This is a genomic window from Kitasatospora sp. NPDC001175 (assembly GCF_053598215.1).
This window is the reverse complement of sequence record NZ_JBSFJU010000001.1, coordinates 41,263-56,773: the sequence shown is the minus strand read 5'-3', so window position 1 is coordinate 56,773 and position 15,511 is coordinate 41,263. Positions and strand designations below refer to the sequence as shown.

Genomic DNA, 15,511 nt, shown 5'->3' with positions numbered 1-15,511 from the left:
CGAGCCTTCGGGAAGGACCGCCCCCGACCCCAGACCGCACAAGTGAACCGACCAGAGGGCATCCCGGCGTGAAGCGCAGAATGATCAACTCGCTGCTGGGCGTGGTCCTGGTGGTGGTGGCGGTGTTCTGTGTCCCGCTCGCGCTGATCGAGAAGCAGAGCATCGTCAACGCCGCGAACGACCGGGTCGACGCGGCGGCCGTCCGCGTGCTCGGCCTGGTGGAGAGCCGGCTGGCCGCGGGCGAGCCGGTCACCGGGGAGAAGTTCGCCGCCCAGGTCACCGACGGCAGTTTCGTCACGGTCGACATCCCGGGCCAGCCGCTGATCGCTGTCGGCCGCCCGGTCACCGGCCCCGCCCTCACCGCCACCGAGCAGGGGCTGAGCGGGGAGGTGGTCACCGTCGTCCAGTCCAGGACCGACGTGGACCGCGAGATCGGCAACATGCTGCTGCTGCTCGGCCTGGTGGCCCTGCTGGCGGTCCAGGCGGCGGTCGCGCTCGCGGTGTGGCAGGCCAAGCGGCTCGCCAGGCCGCTCACCGACCTCGCGGAGACCGCCGAACGCCTCGGCTCCGGCGACCCCCGCCCGCGCGACCGTCGCTACGGGGTGCCCGAACTCGACCGGGTCGCCGAGGTGCTGGACACCAGCGCGGAGCGGATCGCCCGGATGCTCACGGCGGAACGGCGTCTGGCCGCCGACGCCTCGCACCAGCTGCGCACCCCGCTCACCGCGCTCTCCATGCGCCTCGAGGAGATCACCGCCCTGGCCGAGGAGCCGAACACCGTCCGGGAGGAGGCGACGATCGCGCTCCAGCAGGTCGAGCGGCTCACCGACGTGGTGCAGCGGCTGCTCACCAACCAGCGCGACCCGCACAGCCCGACCGCCGTGGTCTTCGACCTGGACGACGTCATCAAGCAGCAGATCGAGGAGTGGGGCCCCTCGCTCCGCGAGACCGGGCGCAGCCTGCGGATCGAGGGCCTCAGGAGCGTCTCGGTGATCGGAACCCCGGGCACGGTCGCCCAGATCCTGGCCACATTGATCGAGAACTCCCTGATGCACGGCGCCGGGGCCATCACGCTCAGGGTGCGTCCGTCCGGGAACTCGATCGTGGCCGAGGTCCAGGACGAGGGCCCGGGAGTGCCGCCGGAGCTCGGCAACCGGGTCTTCGAACGTGCCGTCAGCGGCCGCAACTCCACCGGTATCGGTCTTGCCGTGGCCCGTGACCTGGCCGAGGCCGACGGCGGCCGGCTGGAGCTGCTCTCGCTCAAACCTCCGGTGTTCGCCCTCTTCCTGAGCCGCGCCGGCGTCCGCTAGGGCCTGTCCGGCGAAGCTTCCCCCGGGGGCGGCGGCCCCGGGCGGAGCCCAGCGACCGTCCCGCTGCCGCTACTTCGCGTACTGCGGCTGCTCGGCCGCCAGCAACCGCTCGGCTTCGTCCACCACCTGCGGCTCCGCCAGCTCGGGCATCGCCTTGAACACCCAGGTGCGGTAGGAGAAGAAGCGGAACACCGTGCCCGCCGCCAGGCCGACCACGTTCTTGGCGATCAGCTGGCTGCCGGACGAGGTGTAGTGCAGCACGTGCACCGAGAAGGCCAGGATGCCGTTCTCGATCAGCATCCCGATCCCGCTGAAGATCAGGAAGAGCGTGATCTCCCGCTTGCGGGAGGCCGCGTCGCGGTCGCGGTACAGCCAGTACCGGTAGCCGAGGTAGTTGGTCCCGATCGCGACGGCGGTGGCGATGAAACCCGCGAACGAGTGGATCAGGCCCTCGCCCTGGAGGCAGACCCAGAAGACCACGGCGTTGACCACCACGCCGGCCGCGCCGACGATCCCGAACTTGATCACTTCGCCCGAGAGTCCGCGCAGCCGCTGGATCAGCGAAGGCCCGGTGCTGGTGGTCGCGGTCATACCCGGCAGTCTCCTGTGCGCGCGTACGGGGTGGTGAGCGCTCGCCAGGGCGCAGCGCGACCGGACCCCCGTGTACAAGATCGGATAGTTCTCGGGGCCCGGCCCCCCAGGCTACTCGTTCCCACCAGGCCCACCGGCGCCGAGAGCCACTCCCCGGCCGGTTCCGGCCACCGCGTTCACGCGTCGTTCAAGCGGATGCACCGTCCTTGACCGGCCCGGATATCCTGGGCAGCGTGACTTTCGCGGGCAAGGTGAATTTTCCAGTGGTCGGCATGATCGGTGGCGGGCAGCTGGCCCGCATGGCACATGAGGCGGGCATCCCACTGGGGATCCGATTCCGGCTCCTCGCCGACACCCCGCAGGACTCCGCCGCCCAGGTCGTCTCGGACGTCGTGCTCGGCGACTACCGCGACCTGGACACGCTGCGCCGCTTCGCGGCCGGCTGCGACGTGATCACCTTCGACCACGAGCACGTGCCCACCGAGCACCTGCGGGCCCTGGAAGCCGACGGCATCGCGGTACGGCCTGGCCCGGACGCGCTGGTCAACGCCCAGGACAAGGGCGTGATGCGGGCCAGGCTGGACTCGATCGGCGTTCCCTGTCCCCGGCACCGGCTGGTCGCCGACCCGGCCGACGTCACCGCCTTCGCAAACGAGGGCTCCGGCTACCCGGTCGTGCTGAAGACCGTGCGCGGCGGCTACGACGGCAAGGGCGTCTGGGTGGTCGACGACGAGCAGGAGGCGGCCGCGCCGTTCCTGGCCGGGGTGCCCGTACTGGCCGAGGAGAAGGTCGACTTCGTCCGCGAGCTGGCCGCGAACGTCGTCCGCTCGCCCAGCGGCCAGGCGGTCGCCTATCCGGTGGTGGAGAGCATCCAGGAGAACGGCGTCTGCGCCGAGGTGATCGCACCGGCACCCGGTCTCGACCCCGAACTCGCCGCCGAGGCCCAGGCGTTGGCCCTGCGGATCGCGGGCGAGCTGGACATCACCGGCCACCTCGCGGTCGAGCTGTTCCAGGCCGGCGACGGCCGCATCCTGGTCAACGAGCTGGCCATGCGCCCGCACAACTCCGGCCACTGGTCCATGGACGGTGCCGTCACCTCGCAGTTCGAGAACCACCTGCGCGCCGTCCTCGACCTGCCGCTGGGCGACCCGCGCCCGCGCGCCAGGTGGACCGTCATGGTGAACGTCCTCGGTGGCGACTACCCGGACATGTACCACGCCTTCCTGCACTGCATGGCCCGCGACCCGGGCCTGCGGATCCACATGTACGGCAAGGACGTCAAGCCCGGCCGCAAGGTCGGACACGTCAACGTCTTCGGGGACGACCTCGACGACGTTCGCGAGCGCGCCCGCCACGCGGCCGCCTACCTGCGAGGGACCATCACCGAATGAGCAACAGCAGCAACCCGGTTGTCGGCATCGTCATGGGCTCGGACTCCGACTGGCCCGTGATGGAGGCCGCCGCCCAGGCCCTCGACGAGTTCGAGATCCCCTACGAGGTGGACGTCGTCTCGGCCCACCGGATGCCGCGCGAGATGGTCGCGTACGGTGAGAACGCCCACCGGCGCGGGCTCAAGGCGATCATCGCCGGTGCCGGCGGCGCGGCCCATCTGCCGGGCATGCTGGCCTCGGTGACGCCGCTGCCGGTGATCGGCGTCCCGGTGCCGCTGCGCTACCTGGACGGCATGGACAGCCTGCTGTCGATCGTCCAGATGCCGGCCGGGGTGCCGGTGGCCACCGTCTCGGTCGCGGGAGCCCGCAACGCCGGGCTGCTGGCGGTCCGGATGCTCGCCGCCTTCGACCGTGAACTGGCCGAGAAGATGGTCGAGTTCCAGGCCGAGCTGAACAACCAGGCCACCGAGAAGGGCAAGAAGCTGCGCGCCAAGGTGGCCGGCTCCACCTCCTTCGGCTTCACCGGCTGACACCTCCGGCCCGCTGCCGCCCCGCCCCCGGTCAAGTCCCCGGGGGCGGGGCGGGGAACCGTGCGGTGCCCGGTTCCCCGCGTCCCCCGGTCCTACCTGGCGCCCGGTACGGCGTCGCGCACGTGGGCCGCCCAGTCGCTCTCGAACTGCTGCAGCGGGAGCCCGGTGGCATCGGTGATCTGCTGCTGGTACTGCTTCGGGTTGGCGTAGTGGGCCGCGACGAAGGCGAACACCTTGGCCTCGCCGTACTTCTGGCCCATGTACTGGAGGGCCGAGGCGCCGAGAGCGTAGTGCGCGGAACGCGCCCGGGCCTGGCTGGAGTAGAAGTCGAGGCTCTCCGGGAGCTTGCCGTCGAAGTTGTAGCCCTGGAGTGAGGCCCTGAGGTCGGCGCGGGCGCGGTCGTCCTTGCCGCGGAAGGCCATGTACTCGGCGAAGCCCTCGATGACCCACATCTGGGTGTCCTGGAGCCCCTGGACGAGGACCTGCTCGGTGCTGAGCGGTGCGACGATGGCGTGGCCCATCTCGTGCCGGCCGATCTCGCTGACGCCCTCCTTCCACGCGGAGGAGGTGAACCGGCTCTCCGAGGTGTCCATGACGATCCGGGAGCCGCCCGAGTCCCTCTCCTTGGAGTCCTTGGAGTCGTAGGCGGGGATGGACATGTTGACGCCGGCCTCCAGGCTGTCGTTCTTCCGGCCGTCGCCCGCGTAGAGCTTGTTGTAGACGTCGCGGTTCTTCTCCAGCACGACGAAGAAACCGGGGGCGGTCTGACGGCCGGTCGGGAGGGTGGGCGCGGACTTGCGCCAGGCGTCCAGGTCGTCCTTGGCGGCCTGGGCCAGGACGTCGACGTCCCGGTCCAACTCGCCGGCCTGGCCCTTGTCCGCGACCGCGACGAGGTTGTCGCGGTTCTGGACGTCCAGTTCGTCGTAGAAGTCCCAGGGGGCCGGGTAGTAGCTGGTGTTGGAGGTGTTGCCGTGGATGTCCTTCTCACCGCCGACAGCGGTGATCACCGGCGCGCCCTGGCCCGGCTCGACCCGCCAGTTGTAGACCTCGGGCACCGGCTTGGCGTCGACGCCCTTCACCTGGTGCACGAAGGTGACCATCATGTCGCCGTTCAGCGGAGCGGCGAATTCGGTCTCCCAACTCGCCTTCTCCCAAGGGATCTTGACGAGGTTGCGGAAGACCTTTCGCTCCTTCTCCTTCACGTCGTCACCCTTGAAGGGCTTGAGGAAGGCATCCTCGTCCTTGGCGGCCAGCGCCGTGGTCATGCCGTCGGCGAGCTTCTGCCAGGGGTTGGGCCCCGGGGTGAGCGGCGTCACGCCGGGGCGGGTGGCGACGTGGTAGACCGCGAAGGCGACACACAGCCCCAGCAGGCCGAAGAAGGTGCCGAGAACGGTGAGGAGCACCTTCCGGCCCCCTCTGCGCGGCGGGGTCACAGCGGCCTGGAAGTGCGGCTGGGGCGCCATGGGCACCTGGCCCGGAGCGCCCTGGAAGTAGGGTGGGGGCGGCGGGGGTGCGCCGAACTGCTGCGGCTGCTGCGGCGCGCCGTACTGCGGCGGAGGCTGCTGGCCGTACGGAGCGTTGGGTATGGGCGGCTGTGGCGGATACGACATGGATTCCCCCGGTACTCGTCATCGGGTTGCGCGATGACTCACATGGCCTCGAAAAGGCGTGACTGACCGCCACTCCGGCCCGGCAGGCGGGGCGATCACCAGAGAACTCTAGCCCCGGGCACCCACCGTCCCGGCAGGTGAGAGGGGTGCCTGCCGCCCCTTCCCCGGGGCCACGAACGATCATCCACCGGTCCGGCCGACACCCGACGTCCGGTCATCGCGACGGCTGACGGCCCGCCACGGCGCCCGGCGCCCGTGCCACTGCCTCTCGGGCCGCCGGCCGGTATAGAACAGATGTCATGACTCCTGAGCTGCTCGACCGAGCCCGCGCCGTCCTCCGCGACACCCCGGTGGTGGACGGCCACAACGATCTGCCCTGGGCGATGCGCGCCCAGGTCGGGTACGACCTCGATGCGCTGGACCTCGCCGGCGACCAGAGCCCCCGGCTGCACACGGACCTGGGCCGGCTGGCCGAGGGCGGGGTCGGCGGGCAGTTCTGGTCGGTGTACGTGCCCAGCAGCTACACGGGCGACCAGGCGGTGAGCGCCACCCTGGAGCAGATCGACTTCGTCCGCGCGCTGACCGAGCGCTACCCGGACCGGCTGCGGCTCGCCCTCACCGCGCAGGACCTGGAGACCGCCCGGACCGAGGGCCGGATCGCCTCGCTGATGGGCGCCGAGGGCGGCCACTCGATCAACTGCTCACTGGCCACCCTGCGAGCCCTGCACCGGCTGGGCGTCCGCTACCTGACGCTCACCCACAACGACAACGTGCCCTGGGCGGACTCCGCCACCGACGAGCCGGCGGCCGGCGGGCTGACCGCGTTCGGTGAGGAGGTGGTCCGGGAGATGAACCGGCTCGGCATGCTGGTCGACCTCTCGCACGTCTCCGCGGACACCATGCGGGACGCCCTGCGGGTCAGCGAGGCGCCGGTGATCTTCTCGCACTCCTCCGCCCGCGCGGTCTGCGACCACCCGCGCAACATCCCGGACGACGTGCTCGCCCAGCTGCCCGCCAACGGCGGCGTGGCGATGGCCACCTTCGTACCGAAGTTCATCCTGCCCGAAGCCATCGCGTGGACCCGGGCCGCCGACGAGAACATGCGCGCCCACGGCTTCCACCCGCTGGAGACCACGCCCGCCGCCATGGAGGTCCAGCACGCGTACGAGGCCACCCGCCCGCGCCCCGTCGCCACCCCGGCCACCGTCGCCGACCACCTCGACCACATGCGGGAGGTCGCGGGCATCGACCACATCGGCATCGGCGGAGACTTCGACGGCACCGCCTTCCTCCCTGCCGGCCTGGACGACGTCTCCGGCTACCCCAACCTGATCGCCGAACTCCTGCACCGCGGCTGGTCCCAGGTCGACATCTCCAAGCTGACCTGGCACAACGCCGTCCGCGTCCTGCGCGACGCGGAGTCGGTCGCCTCCACCCTCCAGGCCACCCGGGGGCCGTCGATCGCCACGATCGCCCAGCTCGACGGCTGAGCGGGACGGCGGGCGGGGGACCGGGCCCTCGCCCGGCGGCTTGACCCTGCCCCTGGGACAGACGGGAGCGTGTCCGGCGTGGAGGAAGACGCACTGCTGAGCATCGGCGTGTTCGCACGCCGGGCCCGCCTGTCCCAGAAGGCCCTGCGGCTGTACGACCGCCAGGGCGTGCTGCCGCCCGACCGGGTCGACCCGGTCACCGGCTACCGCTACTACCGTGAGAGCCGGCTGGCGGACGCCAGGCTGATCGTGCTGCTGCGCGGCCTGGACATGCCCCTGGCACAGGTCGCCGAGCTGCTGGCCGTCCCCGGCCGGGAGCGGGCCGCGCTGGTGGCACGCTACTGGGACGGCATCGAGCGCCGCCTCGCGGCCCAACGGGAGCTCGCCGTGCACCTCCGCATCCAACTCTCAGGATGCGAAGGGATTCTGGACATGTACGAGATCCAGCACCGCGAGGTGCCCGAACAGCTGGTGCTCACCGAGCGGCGCAACGCCGCTCCCCAGGACCTACCGGAGTGGATCCCGGCCGCCACCGACCGCCTGACCGAGGCGGCCGAGGCCTACGGCGGCGTGGTCGCGGCACCGTTCGTGGTGTACCACGGCGAGGTCAACGAGGACAACGACGGTCCGGTCGAGGTCTGCGTACCGATCGATCCCTCCCACACGGGCGCCCTCACCGTGCCCGGCCGGATCGAACCGGCCCACCGCGAGGTCTACACCCGGATCACCAAGGCCCAGGTCGAGTACCCGCAGATCCTCTCCGCCTACGACGCGATCTGCGCCTGGGCGGAGCGGGAACAGGTGTCGCTCACCGGGCCGGGCCGGGAGGTCTACTTCGCCGACTGGGGCAGCGCCAAGGAGGCCGACCCGGTCTGCGACATCGCCTTCCCGACCGGCTGATGGTGCCGTGAGCCGCCGGCGGCACCGCCCGAGCCGGCGTTACAGCAGCGGCAGTTCGATCGCCGGGCAGCGGTTCATCACCATGTCCAGCCCGGCTGAGGTGGTGCGCGCGTAGGCCGCCTCGTCGACCACGCCCAGCTGGAACCAGACGGCCCGGGCGCCCACCGCGACGGCCTGGTCGGCGATCTCCCCGGCCAGGCCGGAGTTCACGAACACGTCGACCACGTCGATGCCGAACGGGACCTCGGCGAGCGAGGCGTAGCCCTGCTCGCCGAGCACCGTCTCCGCCCCGGGGTGCACCGGCACCACCCGCTTGCCCGCCTTCTGCAGCACCCGGGCCACGCCGTAGGCCGCCCGCGCGGTGTTGGTGGACAGCCCGACCACCGCCCAGGTGTCGCCGGCCTCCCGCAGGATCCGGCGGACCACCGCCTCGTCTCCGTACGTCATGCCCTGCAGCAACGGCGGCACGGCCCGACGCATTCCGCCGCCGTCCACCCGGTCTCCTACTCGACGCCCGGCCGCCCCATCGCCCGGTACGTCCACCCGGCCTCCCGCCACTTCGCGGCGTCCAGCACGTTCCGCCCGTCGATCAGCCGCCGTTCGGCGACCAGGGCGCCCACCCCTGCCGGGTCCAGCTCGCGGAACTCCTGCCACTCGGTGAGGTGCAGCACGACGTGCGCGCCCTCGACGGCCTCCAGCGCGGAGGCCGCGTAGGACAGGCCGGGGAACATCTTCCGGGCGTTGTCCATGGCCTTGGGGTCGTAGACGGTGACCTGGGCGCCCTGGAGCTGGATCTGGCCGGCCACGTTGAGCGCGGGGGAGTCCCGGATGTCGTCGGAGTTGGGCTTGAAGGCGGCGCCGAGGACGGCGACCCGGCGGCCGAGGAACCCGCCGCCGCACTGCTCGCGGGCCAGCTCGACCATCCGGGAGCGGCGGCGCATGTTGATCGAGTCCACCTCCCGCAGGAAGGTCAGCGCCTGGTCGGCGCCCAGCTCCCCGGCGCGGGCCATGAAGGCGCGGATGTCCTTGGGCAGGCAGCCGCCGCCGAAGCCGAGCCCGGCACCGAGGAACTTGGCGCCGATCCGGTCGTCGTAGGCGAGCGCCTGGCTGAGCTGGACCACGTCCGCGCCCGCGCTCTCGCAGACCTCGGCCATCGCGTTGATGAAGGAGATCTTGGTGGCCAGGAAGGAGTTGGCGGCGACCTTGACCAGCTCGGCGGTCGGGAAGTCGGTGACCACGAACGGCACGCCCTCGGCGATCGGCGTCGCGTACACCTCGCGCAGCAGCCGCTCGGCCCGCTCGCTGCGCACGCCCGCCACCAGCCGGTTGGGGTGCAGGGTGTCGCCGACGGCGTAGCCCTCGCGCAGGAACTCGGGGTTCCAGGCGAGTTCGGCATCGGCTCCGGCCGGGGCGAGTTCGGCCAGCCGGTCGGCCAGCCGGGCGGCGCTGCCGACCGGGACGGTGGACTTTCCGACCACCAGGGTGGGCCGGGTCAGGTGCGGCGCGATGGAGTCTACGGCGGCGTCCACATAGGACATGTCGGCCGCGAACTCGCCCTTCTTCTGAGGGGTGTTGACGCAGATGAAGTGCACGTCACCGAAGTCGGCGACCTCCTCGGGCGAGGTGGTGAAGCGCAGCCTGCCGGTCGAACCCGCCTGCCCCGCAACATGCTTGAGCAGCAGCTCGCCGAGCCCCGGTTCGTACATCGGCACCTGGCCGGCGGACAGGGCGGCGACCTTCTCCGGGTCGATGTCCAGGCCGAGCACCTCGAAGCCGAGCTCCGCCATGCAGGCGGCGTGCGTCGCGCCGAGGTAGCCGGTGCCGATCACCGTGATGCGGAGGGTCACGTGCTTCCCCTTTTGGGTCGGTTGTGCCGGAACCGTGCGGGTCTGCGTCCGGCCGCAGGGGTTGATGGTATCCGGCGGCCGGAGGGACTCGGCGGCGGTCCGTGCCCGGCGGTCGGGGGCGGTGGCTGCCGCTCGGTAACGATGTTGTTCCCGGGCGGTTGCGGACCGCTGGAACTGCCGTTCCGATGACGGGAACTCATCTGACTGGAGGCAGAATGCCCGGCATGGATTCGAAGGACGACGCGCGGCACGACCCGGCTGCGGACCAGCCCGCCCACCTCAGCCTGTTCGACGAGCGGCCGGCCGCGGAGTCCGACGGGCCGGAGCCCGGGAGGGCCGACGGTGGGCGCGGGCGCCGTACCCGGCGGGTGCTCATCTGGGCGTTGGTGGCGCTGCTGGTGGTGCTCGGCGGCGGGGTCGGCGCGCTCTACTGGACGGCGAACCACTACGCGTCCTCGGTGCAGCGAATCCCGGACGCCTTCCCGACCGTCCCGGAGTCCGCACAGCCGAAGCCCGTCCCCAACAGTGGGATGACCTTCCTGCTGGTCGGCCTGGACGCCCGCTCCGACGTGCCGACCACCGGCGCCGAGGCCGAGGGCCCGGCCTGGAAGGTGGGCGCGGCCCGCAGCGACACCATGATGCTGATGCACATAGCGGCTGACCGGCGGAGCGTCTCGGTGGTCTCGATCGCCCGGGACACCTGGGTGGACATCCCGGGCCATGGCCAGGCGAAGATCAACGCCGCCTACTCCTGGGGCGGCCCGGCGCTGATGATCCAGACCGTGCAGGACCTCACCGGGATCCGGATCGACCACCTGGCGGTGATCGACTGGGACGGCTTCCGCTCGCTGACCGACGCGGTCGGCGGGGTGGACATCACCATCCCCAAGACCATCGAGGCGGTCGGCGGCGCCCGCCACTGGGACGCCGGCACCCAGCACATGGACGGCGACACCGCCCTCCAGTACGTCCGCGAGCGCCACGGACTGCCGGGCGGCGACCTGGACCGCACCAAGCGCCAGCAGAACTTCCTGCGCGCCCTGATGAAGCAGACCCTCAGCTCGGGCACGCTCTCCAGCCCGACCAGGCTCGGCGGCCTGCTGAAGTCGGTCGGCGACGTGGTCAGCGTGGACGACAAGCTGAGCAACAGCGACCTCTACGACCTCGCCTGGAGCATGCGCAACCTCCGGGTGGGCGACGTGACCTTCATGAACGCGCCGTTCGGCGGCTTCGAGACCATCGACGGCCAGGCCGCCGTGAAGCTGGACCGGAACGCGGCGGCCCCGCTCTGGGAGGCCATGCGCAACGACCGGATGGTGCAGTACCTGGCCGAGCACCGCACCACCAGTGACGTGCTGGGGGACAGCGTCCGCTGACCTCGCTCGGCGGGTGTCGCGGACGTCACGTACGGGGTAGGCACGGAGCGAACCTAGAATTAGGATCAATACTGCTACTTAACGGTAACTAACACGGTCAAGGGGCGAGGCAGATGGCGGGCAACTCTGGGGCGGACTTCGATCTCTTCCGGCTCAGCGACGAGCATGAGATGCTCCGCGAAGCGGTGCGTTCGCTCGCCGAGGCGAAGATCGCCCCGTACGCGGCCGAGGTGGACGAGCAGGGCCGTTTCCCGCAGGAGGCGCTGGACGCGCTGCAGGCCAACGACCTGCACGCGGTCCACGTTCCCGCGGAGTACGGCGGCGAGGGCGCGGACGCGCTGGCGACCGTGCTGGTGATCGAGGAGGTCGCCCGGGTCTGCGCCTCCTCCTCGCTGATCCCGGCCGTCAACAAGCTGGGCTCGCTGCCGGTCCAGCTCTCCGGCTCCGAGGAGCTCAAGCAGAAGTACCTGGGTGCCCTGGCCCGCGGCGAGGGCATGTTCTCCTACTGCCTCTCCGAGCCGGACGCCGGTTCGGACGCCGCCGGCATGAAGACCCGCGCCGAGCGCGACGGCGACTTCTGGGTGCTCAACGGCGTGAAGCGCTGGATCACCAACGCGGGCGTCTCCGAGTTCTACACCGTCATGGCGGTGACCGACCCCGAGAAGCGCTCCAAGGGCATCTCCGCCTTCGTGGTCGAGAAGGGCGACGAGGGCGTCTCCTTCGGCGCGCCGGAGAAGAAGCTCGGCATCAAGGGCTCGCCGACCCGCGAGGTCTACCTGGACAACGTCCGGATCCCCGCCGACCGCATCATCGGCGCCGAGGGCACCGGCTTCGCCACCGCGATGAAGACGCTGGACCACACCCGCATCACCATCGCGGCCCAGGCCCTCGGCATCGCCCAGGGCGCCCTCGACTACGCCAAGGGCTACGTCAAGGAGCGCAAGCAGTTCGGCAAGGCCATCGCCGAGTTCCAGGGCATCCAGTTCATGCTGGCCGACATGGCCATGAAGCTGGAGGCCGCCCGCCAGCTCACCTACGCCGCCGCCGCCAAGTCCCAGCGGCTCGACGCCGACCTGACCTTCTTCGGCGCCGCCGCCAAGTGCTTCGCCTCGGACGTCGCCATGGAGATCACCACCGACGCAGTCCAGCTGCTCGGCGGCTACGGCTACACCCGCGACTACCCGGTCGAGCGGATGATGCGCGACGCCAAGATCACCCAGATTTATGAAGGAACGAACCAGGTCCAGCGGATCGTCATGGCGAGGAACCTGCCGTAAGGCGGTTTCCGCAGGTCATAGGCCATCTGAGGGGTACTGAGAGCCACCTTTGGGTTTCGGTCCGCTCAGGCCCGTTTCGGCCTGTTCCTGGGCGTCATGCTGGGGAAATCCTGGGCTGACACTGAGCTGAAAACGGCTACTGACCTGCACAAACAGAACGGCCCCCGGCAGCGTGCCGGGGGCCGTTCGCATGGGCTTCTGTCAGGCGACTTCGGTCTTGTCGGTGGGGGAGTCGCCGGTGGGGTCATCCGCGCCGGGTGTCAGCATCGTCGCGATGGCCGCGCGCCCGCGCTGCTCGGCCCCCTCGAAGATGTAGTGGTAGTGCTCGCGCAGCACATCTGTGCTGCTGTGGCCCATCCAGTCCGCCACATCGTTCTCCGGGACTCCGGCGTACAGCAGCCTCGACCCGTAGTAGTGCCGCATGGCATGGGGCTTGCAGTACTCCACCCCGCCTGCGGGCAGCCGCCATCCAGATCTGCCGGTAGAAGTACGAGGCGTACAGGTATCCGGTCCGGGAGACGTTCGGGAACAGCAGCCGCTCAGGGCCCCACATGCCGTGGTTCTTGATGTGCCGCCGGAGCTCGAAGGCCACGTTCGGCGGCAGAGGGACCAGCCGCCCGGGTTCCTCGGCATCGCGCGCCTTGATGTGCCGCCGCTGGATGGCGCTGTTCTTGCCGGACTCGGTCTCGCCGTCCTCGGCGATCTGGAAGTCGACCCGGAGCATCTCCGCCTTGAAGTCGATCTGGTCCCGTGAGACGGCCATGGCCTCGCCGATCCGGAGGCCGCAACCGGCCATCAGCCACAGCAGGGCCCGGTACCGGGGCGGAGCCTTGTCGAGCACCGCCAGGACCTCACGGGCCATCCTCAGGAGACAGGCAGCATGGACACCCCCGACTTCCGCAGCATGGTCACGGGCCGGCTCCGGTCCCTCGTAGCGGGCATGGAACCCCACGTCGAATGGTCCCCGGTCGGGCTGCTGGGCGGCCTGTTGTGCGCGTTCTCCGCCATGCTCCCTGAGACCCGCGTGCAGCGAGGCTCCGGTTCCATGCCGCTCATGCTTCACGTCCTGCTCTGTGGTGGTACCGGAGAGGGCAAGGGGCAGTCATGGGGACTCGCGTCCGACGTAGCGAAGGACGCCAACAGTTCATTCATGGCCGGTCACGTCATCAACGGTGTGACCGGTGGGGCCGGGCTCATCCAGGCCGTGGCCGACCGCGACGGGCACGCGCTCATCGTGGACACCGAGTACGCCCGTGTGCTGCGGGCGGGCAGGCGACAGGCGAACCTGTCCCAGGTGCTCCGGGATCTGTGGGACGGTGCCACGGTTGCCACGTCTCGCGCCAAGGAACCCGTTCAGGTGGACGACCCGCGAGTGTCGATCATGGGGCACATCACCCCGGAGGAGTTCCGGGCCAGCATGTCCGCTACTGAGCGTGATGGCGGCTCGTACAACCGACTGCTGATCCTTCCGGTTACTCAAGTGCGGTGGCTGAGTGAGCGTGACCGGATGCCCGAGTACCTGATCTCCGAGGCCGGAGAGGCGTTCGCCCGGGCCGTGCGTCACGGTCAGAGGTCCGGAACGGTCACCCTCTCGGAAGACGCCTACGACGTTGCCGACAGCCTCCGGCACGACCTGTTGATCAAGGCCCGCGAGTCGGACGAGTTGAAGCCGTTCGCCTCCCGCTGCAACGAGCAAGTACGTAGGATCGCGGCCCTGTTCGCCCTGTTCGACCTGCGGCACGAGATCACCCGCGAGGATCTGGAAGCAGCGGCCCGGCTGGTCACCTACGCCATGGAGACCGTGGAGAGCATCACGTCTCGAATGGGGGCGGTGTCCGGTAAGCGCCAGTCACTCAGTCTCGCGGAGAAGGTCCAGGCCCGGATCGCCATGATGGGCGGAAAGGCCAGGTCGTCCGAGCTGTTGCCATTCGTGGGCGCGACGGCGGATCAGGTCAAGGCTCTGCCCGGGGTGAAGGCCACTCTCGACCGTTCCGGCCTTGGGCGTCCCGCCACCATCTACACCCTGACCGAGTCGGAGAACACCGAGGCTTCCCCCAGCGGCCGGCCTGAGCCCAAGCCTGCCCGGAAGACTCCGGCCACGGTCGTCCGCATGGACACCTACCGCCCGGCCAAGCCCGTTCCCCCGGCACCCCTGGTTCCCGCTCCCACCCGTCCCCGCCGCGAGTCGGCCGCAACTGGGAACCCGTTCCTCGCGCTGCTCTGACCGACGAATCAAAGAAAGCCCCCGGCTACTGCCGGGGGCTTTCTCCGTTGGGGCGGGTTAGGCAATGATCGTTTGAGATGATGATGCCCGCTCCTCTTCCTGAGGCTAACAAGGCGCGTCCTGCGGGACGCGGCTAGTCCAGGCGGTACCGGAGCCAGCGCAGGCCGGACGCGGCGAGCCCGGCCCATTGCTGGCCGGGTGGCCGGATCACTCCTCAGGGGGCACGCTGTATCGGCTCAGCACGTCGTCAGCAGTGGACTTGTCCAACAGCCGCAGTTCCCACGGCCCGGTGTTCACGTCGAACTCTTTCCCGAACCCAACCCACTTACCCGCCATGCGACGCCCCGTGGGATCGACCAGCAGCTGAATTGCTCCGTGGTATCGGGCCCCTTGGTAGTAGCCGTCCTGCGCGGTCTGTTCCACCCAGGAGCCAGTGACGATGTTTCGATCAACGGTGAGATCGAAGGACAGCGGAGAGTCGGGGTTGGACGAGGCGCCAGTGAGCGATTGGCCGGTGATCCGGTTTCCACGGTGTGACAGTACGACGTGGTGCAGGCCGGTGTACGTGTTCTCCCTGCTGCTGCTGTAGAACTCGTATCGGCTGAGCCACACCCCGGAGAAGTCCTCACCTGTCGGTGCCGGTGCTACCTCTACCGGCACGCCGGGTTCATCGCTGGTCATGTCGTGCCCTCCCGTAGCGTCCATGCTCACCCGGCGGGGGAGCTGTGGTGACGTAAATCCGAGGCGGTCAACAGAGAGCTTCGTGACGGCTTCGAGAGCGCGAACGTACACCGGGCGAGGGAATCCCACCTCTCCGGACTCCCAGCGCTGCACAAGGCGCTTGCTGGCGTCGTTCGGCTCGCCTTGCTCGGTCCCGGCCGCCCGCAGGCGCTTCGCGAACTCGTCTTGGCTGAGACGCAGGCCGATCCGTACGGCCCGAAGGGTCTCGTTGGGCGTCGTCATGC

Annotated in this window: 15 protein-coding genes; 9 read left to right on the top strand and 6 right to left on the bottom strand. The window is 70.1% G+C overall.

Annotation, left to right across the window (positions count from 1 at the left end; genetic code table 11):
* The first annotated feature begins 68 nt into the window (after positions 1-68).
* Positions 69-1,310 (top strand): ATP-binding protein, encoded by a 1,242-nt coding sequence (locus ACWDAK_RS00245; protein ID WP_344638039.1) that lies wholly within the window; start codon positions 69-71, stop codon positions 1,308-1,310.
* 69 nt (positions 1,311-1,379) lie between these two features.
* Here ACWDAK_RS00245 and ACWDAK_RS00240 read toward each other — a convergent pair whose 3' ends face one another.
* Positions 1,380-1,901: a GtrA family protein gene (locus ACWDAK_RS00240; RefSeq protein ID WP_344638038.1), complete on the bottom strand. Its 522-nt coding sequence runs from the start codon at positions 1,899-1,901 to the stop codon at positions 1,380-1,382.
* A 251-nt stretch (positions 1,902-2,152) separates the two neighbouring features.
* On the opposite strand from ACWDAK_RS00240, the gene ACWDAK_RS00235 reads away from it, so the two are divergent.
* Together ACWDAK_RS00235 and purE are read left to right on the top strand one after the other, a co-directional pair.
* Positions 2,153-3,292: a 5-(carboxyamino)imidazole ribonucleotide synthase gene (locus tag ACWDAK_RS00235; protein ID WP_427392876.1), complete on the top strand. Its 1,140-nt coding sequence runs from the start codon at positions 2,153-2,155 to the stop codon at positions 3,290-3,292.
* Positions 3,289-3,822: a 5-(carboxyamino)imidazole ribonucleotide mutase gene (gene purE, locus ACWDAK_RS00230; RefSeq protein ID WP_344638037.1), complete on the top strand. Its 534-nt coding sequence runs from the start codon at positions 3,289-3,291 to the stop codon at positions 3,820-3,822. Before ACWDAK_RS00235 ends, purE begins: the two co-directional genes overlap by 4 nt.
* 92 nt (positions 3,823-3,914) lie before the next feature.
* Here the strand turns inward: purE and ACWDAK_RS00225 are convergent, their stop codons facing one another.
* Positions 3,915-5,432: a gluzincin family metallopeptidase gene (locus ACWDAK_RS00225; RefSeq protein ID WP_344638036.1), complete on the bottom strand. Its 1,518-nt coding sequence runs from the start codon at positions 5,430-5,432 to the stop codon at positions 3,915-3,917.
* Between the two features lie 299 nt (positions 5,433-5,731).
* On the opposite strand from ACWDAK_RS00225, the gene ACWDAK_RS00220 reads away from it, so the two are divergent.
* Both ACWDAK_RS00220 and ACWDAK_RS00215 read left to right on the top strand, forming a co-directional pair.
* The gene (locus tag ACWDAK_RS00220; protein ID WP_344638035.1) at positions 5,732-6,922 is read left to right on the top strand and encodes a dipeptidase; all 1,191 of its coding nucleotides are present in this window, start codon (positions 5,732-5,734) and stop codon (positions 6,920-6,922) included.
* 78 nt (positions 6,923-7,000) lie between these two features.
* Positions 7,001-7,822, top strand: a complete 822-nt coding sequence (locus tag ACWDAK_RS00215) for a MerR family transcriptional regulator (RefSeq protein ID WP_427392856.1) — start codon at positions 7,001-7,003, stop codon at positions 7,820-7,822.
* Between the two features lie 39 nt (positions 7,823-7,861).
* On the opposite strand, the gene ACWDAK_RS00210 is transcribed toward ACWDAK_RS00215, so the two are convergent.
* Both ACWDAK_RS00210 and ACWDAK_RS00205 read right to left on the bottom strand, forming a co-directional pair.
* The gene (locus tag ACWDAK_RS00210) at positions 7,862-8,269 is read right to left on the bottom strand and encodes a CoA-binding protein (protein ID WP_344638126.1); all 408 of its coding nucleotides are present in this window, start codon (positions 8,267-8,269) and stop codon (positions 7,862-7,864) included.
* A gap of 56 nt (positions 8,270-8,325) precedes the next feature.
* Positions 8,326-9,669, bottom strand: coding sequence for a UDP-glucose dehydrogenase family protein (locus ACWDAK_RS00205; protein WP_344638033.1), 1,344 nt, complete (start codon positions 9,667-9,669; stop codon positions 8,326-8,328).
* A 224-nt stretch (positions 9,670-9,893) separates the two neighbouring features.
* Between ACWDAK_RS00205 and ACWDAK_RS00200 the strand changes: the two genes are divergently transcribed.
* Positions 9,894-11,045, top strand: a complete 1,152-nt coding sequence (locus tag ACWDAK_RS00200; protein WP_344638032.1) for an LCP family protein — start codon at positions 9,894-9,896, stop codon at positions 11,043-11,045.
* 113 nt (positions 11,046-11,158) lie between these two features.
* Positions 11,159-12,322, top strand: coding sequence for an acyl-CoA dehydrogenase family protein (locus ACWDAK_RS00195; RefSeq protein ID WP_344638031.1), 1,164 nt, complete (start codon positions 11,159-11,161; stop codon positions 12,320-12,322).
* Between the two features lie 201 nt (positions 12,323-12,523).
* Here ACWDAK_RS00195 and ACWDAK_RS00190 read toward each other — a convergent pair whose 3' ends face one another.
* Entirely contained in the window at positions 12,524-12,745 is a 222-nt protein-coding gene (locus ACWDAK_RS00190; protein WP_425557702.1) for a site-specific integrase, read from the bottom strand.
* Positions 12,746-12,878: 133 nt separating this feature from the next.
* On the opposite strand from ACWDAK_RS00190, the gene ACWDAK_RS00185 reads away from it, so the two are divergent.
* The gene (locus tag ACWDAK_RS00185; RefSeq protein WP_425557701.1) at positions 12,879-13,076 is read left to right on the top strand and encodes a hypothetical protein; all 198 of its coding nucleotides are present in this window, start codon (positions 12,879-12,881) and stop codon (positions 13,074-13,076) included.
* 126 nt (positions 13,077-13,202) lie between these two features.
* Complete coding sequence (locus ACWDAK_RS00180; RefSeq protein WP_344638030.1) at positions 13,203-14,546, top strand: DUF3987 domain-containing protein; 1,344 nt, start codon at positions 13,203-13,205, stop codon at positions 14,544-14,546.
* 207 nt (positions 14,547-14,753) lie between these two features.
* Here ACWDAK_RS00180 and ACWDAK_RS00175 read toward each other — a convergent pair whose 3' ends face one another.
* Entirely contained in the window at positions 14,754-15,509 is a 756-nt protein-coding gene (locus tag ACWDAK_RS00175; RefSeq protein ID WP_344638029.1) for a helix-turn-helix domain-containing protein, read from the bottom strand.
* Positions 15,510-15,511 lie beyond the last annotated feature (2 nt).

Bases quoted from the DNA above. Each gene is read 5' to 3' on its own strand.
- ACWDAK_RS00180 (WP_344638030.1), top strand. From the start codon at position 13,203: ATGGACACCCCCGACTTCCGCAGCATGGTCACGGGCCGGCTCCGGTCC.
- ACWDAK_RS00195 (WP_344638031.1), top strand. From the start codon at position 11,159: ATGGCGGGCAACTCTGGGGCGGACTTCGATCTCTTCCGGCTCAGCGAC.
- ACWDAK_RS00220 (WP_344638035.1), top strand. From the start codon at position 5,732: ATGACTCCTGAGCTGCTCGACCGAGCCCGCGCCGTCCTCCGCGACACC.
- ACWDAK_RS00240 (WP_344638038.1), bottom strand. From the start codon at position 1,901: ATGACCGCGACCACCAGCACCGGGCCTTCGCTGATCCAGCGGCTGCGC.
- ACWDAK_RS00225 (WP_344638036.1), bottom strand. From the start codon at position 5,432: ATGTCGTATCCGCCACAGCCGCCCATACCCAACGCTCCGTACGGCCAG.
- ACWDAK_RS00190 (WP_425557702.1), bottom strand. From the start codon at position 12,745: ATGCGGCACTACTACGGGTCGAGGCTGCTGTACGCCGGAGTCCCGGAG.
- ACWDAK_RS00175 (WP_344638029.1), bottom strand. From the start codon at position 15,509: ATGACGACGCCCAACGAGACCCTTCGGGCCGTACGGATCGGCCTGCGT.
- ACWDAK_RS00200 (WP_344638032.1), top strand. From the start codon at position 9,894: ATGGATTCGAAGGACGACGCGCGGCACGACCCGGCTGCGGACCAGCCC.
- ACWDAK_RS00210 (WP_344638126.1), bottom strand. From the start codon at position 8,269: ATGACGTACGGAGACGAGGCGGTGGTCCGCCGGATCCTGCGGGAGGCC.
- purE (WP_344638037.1), top strand. From the start codon at position 3,289: ATGAGCAACAGCAGCAACCCGGTTGTCGGCATCGTCATGGGCTCGGAC.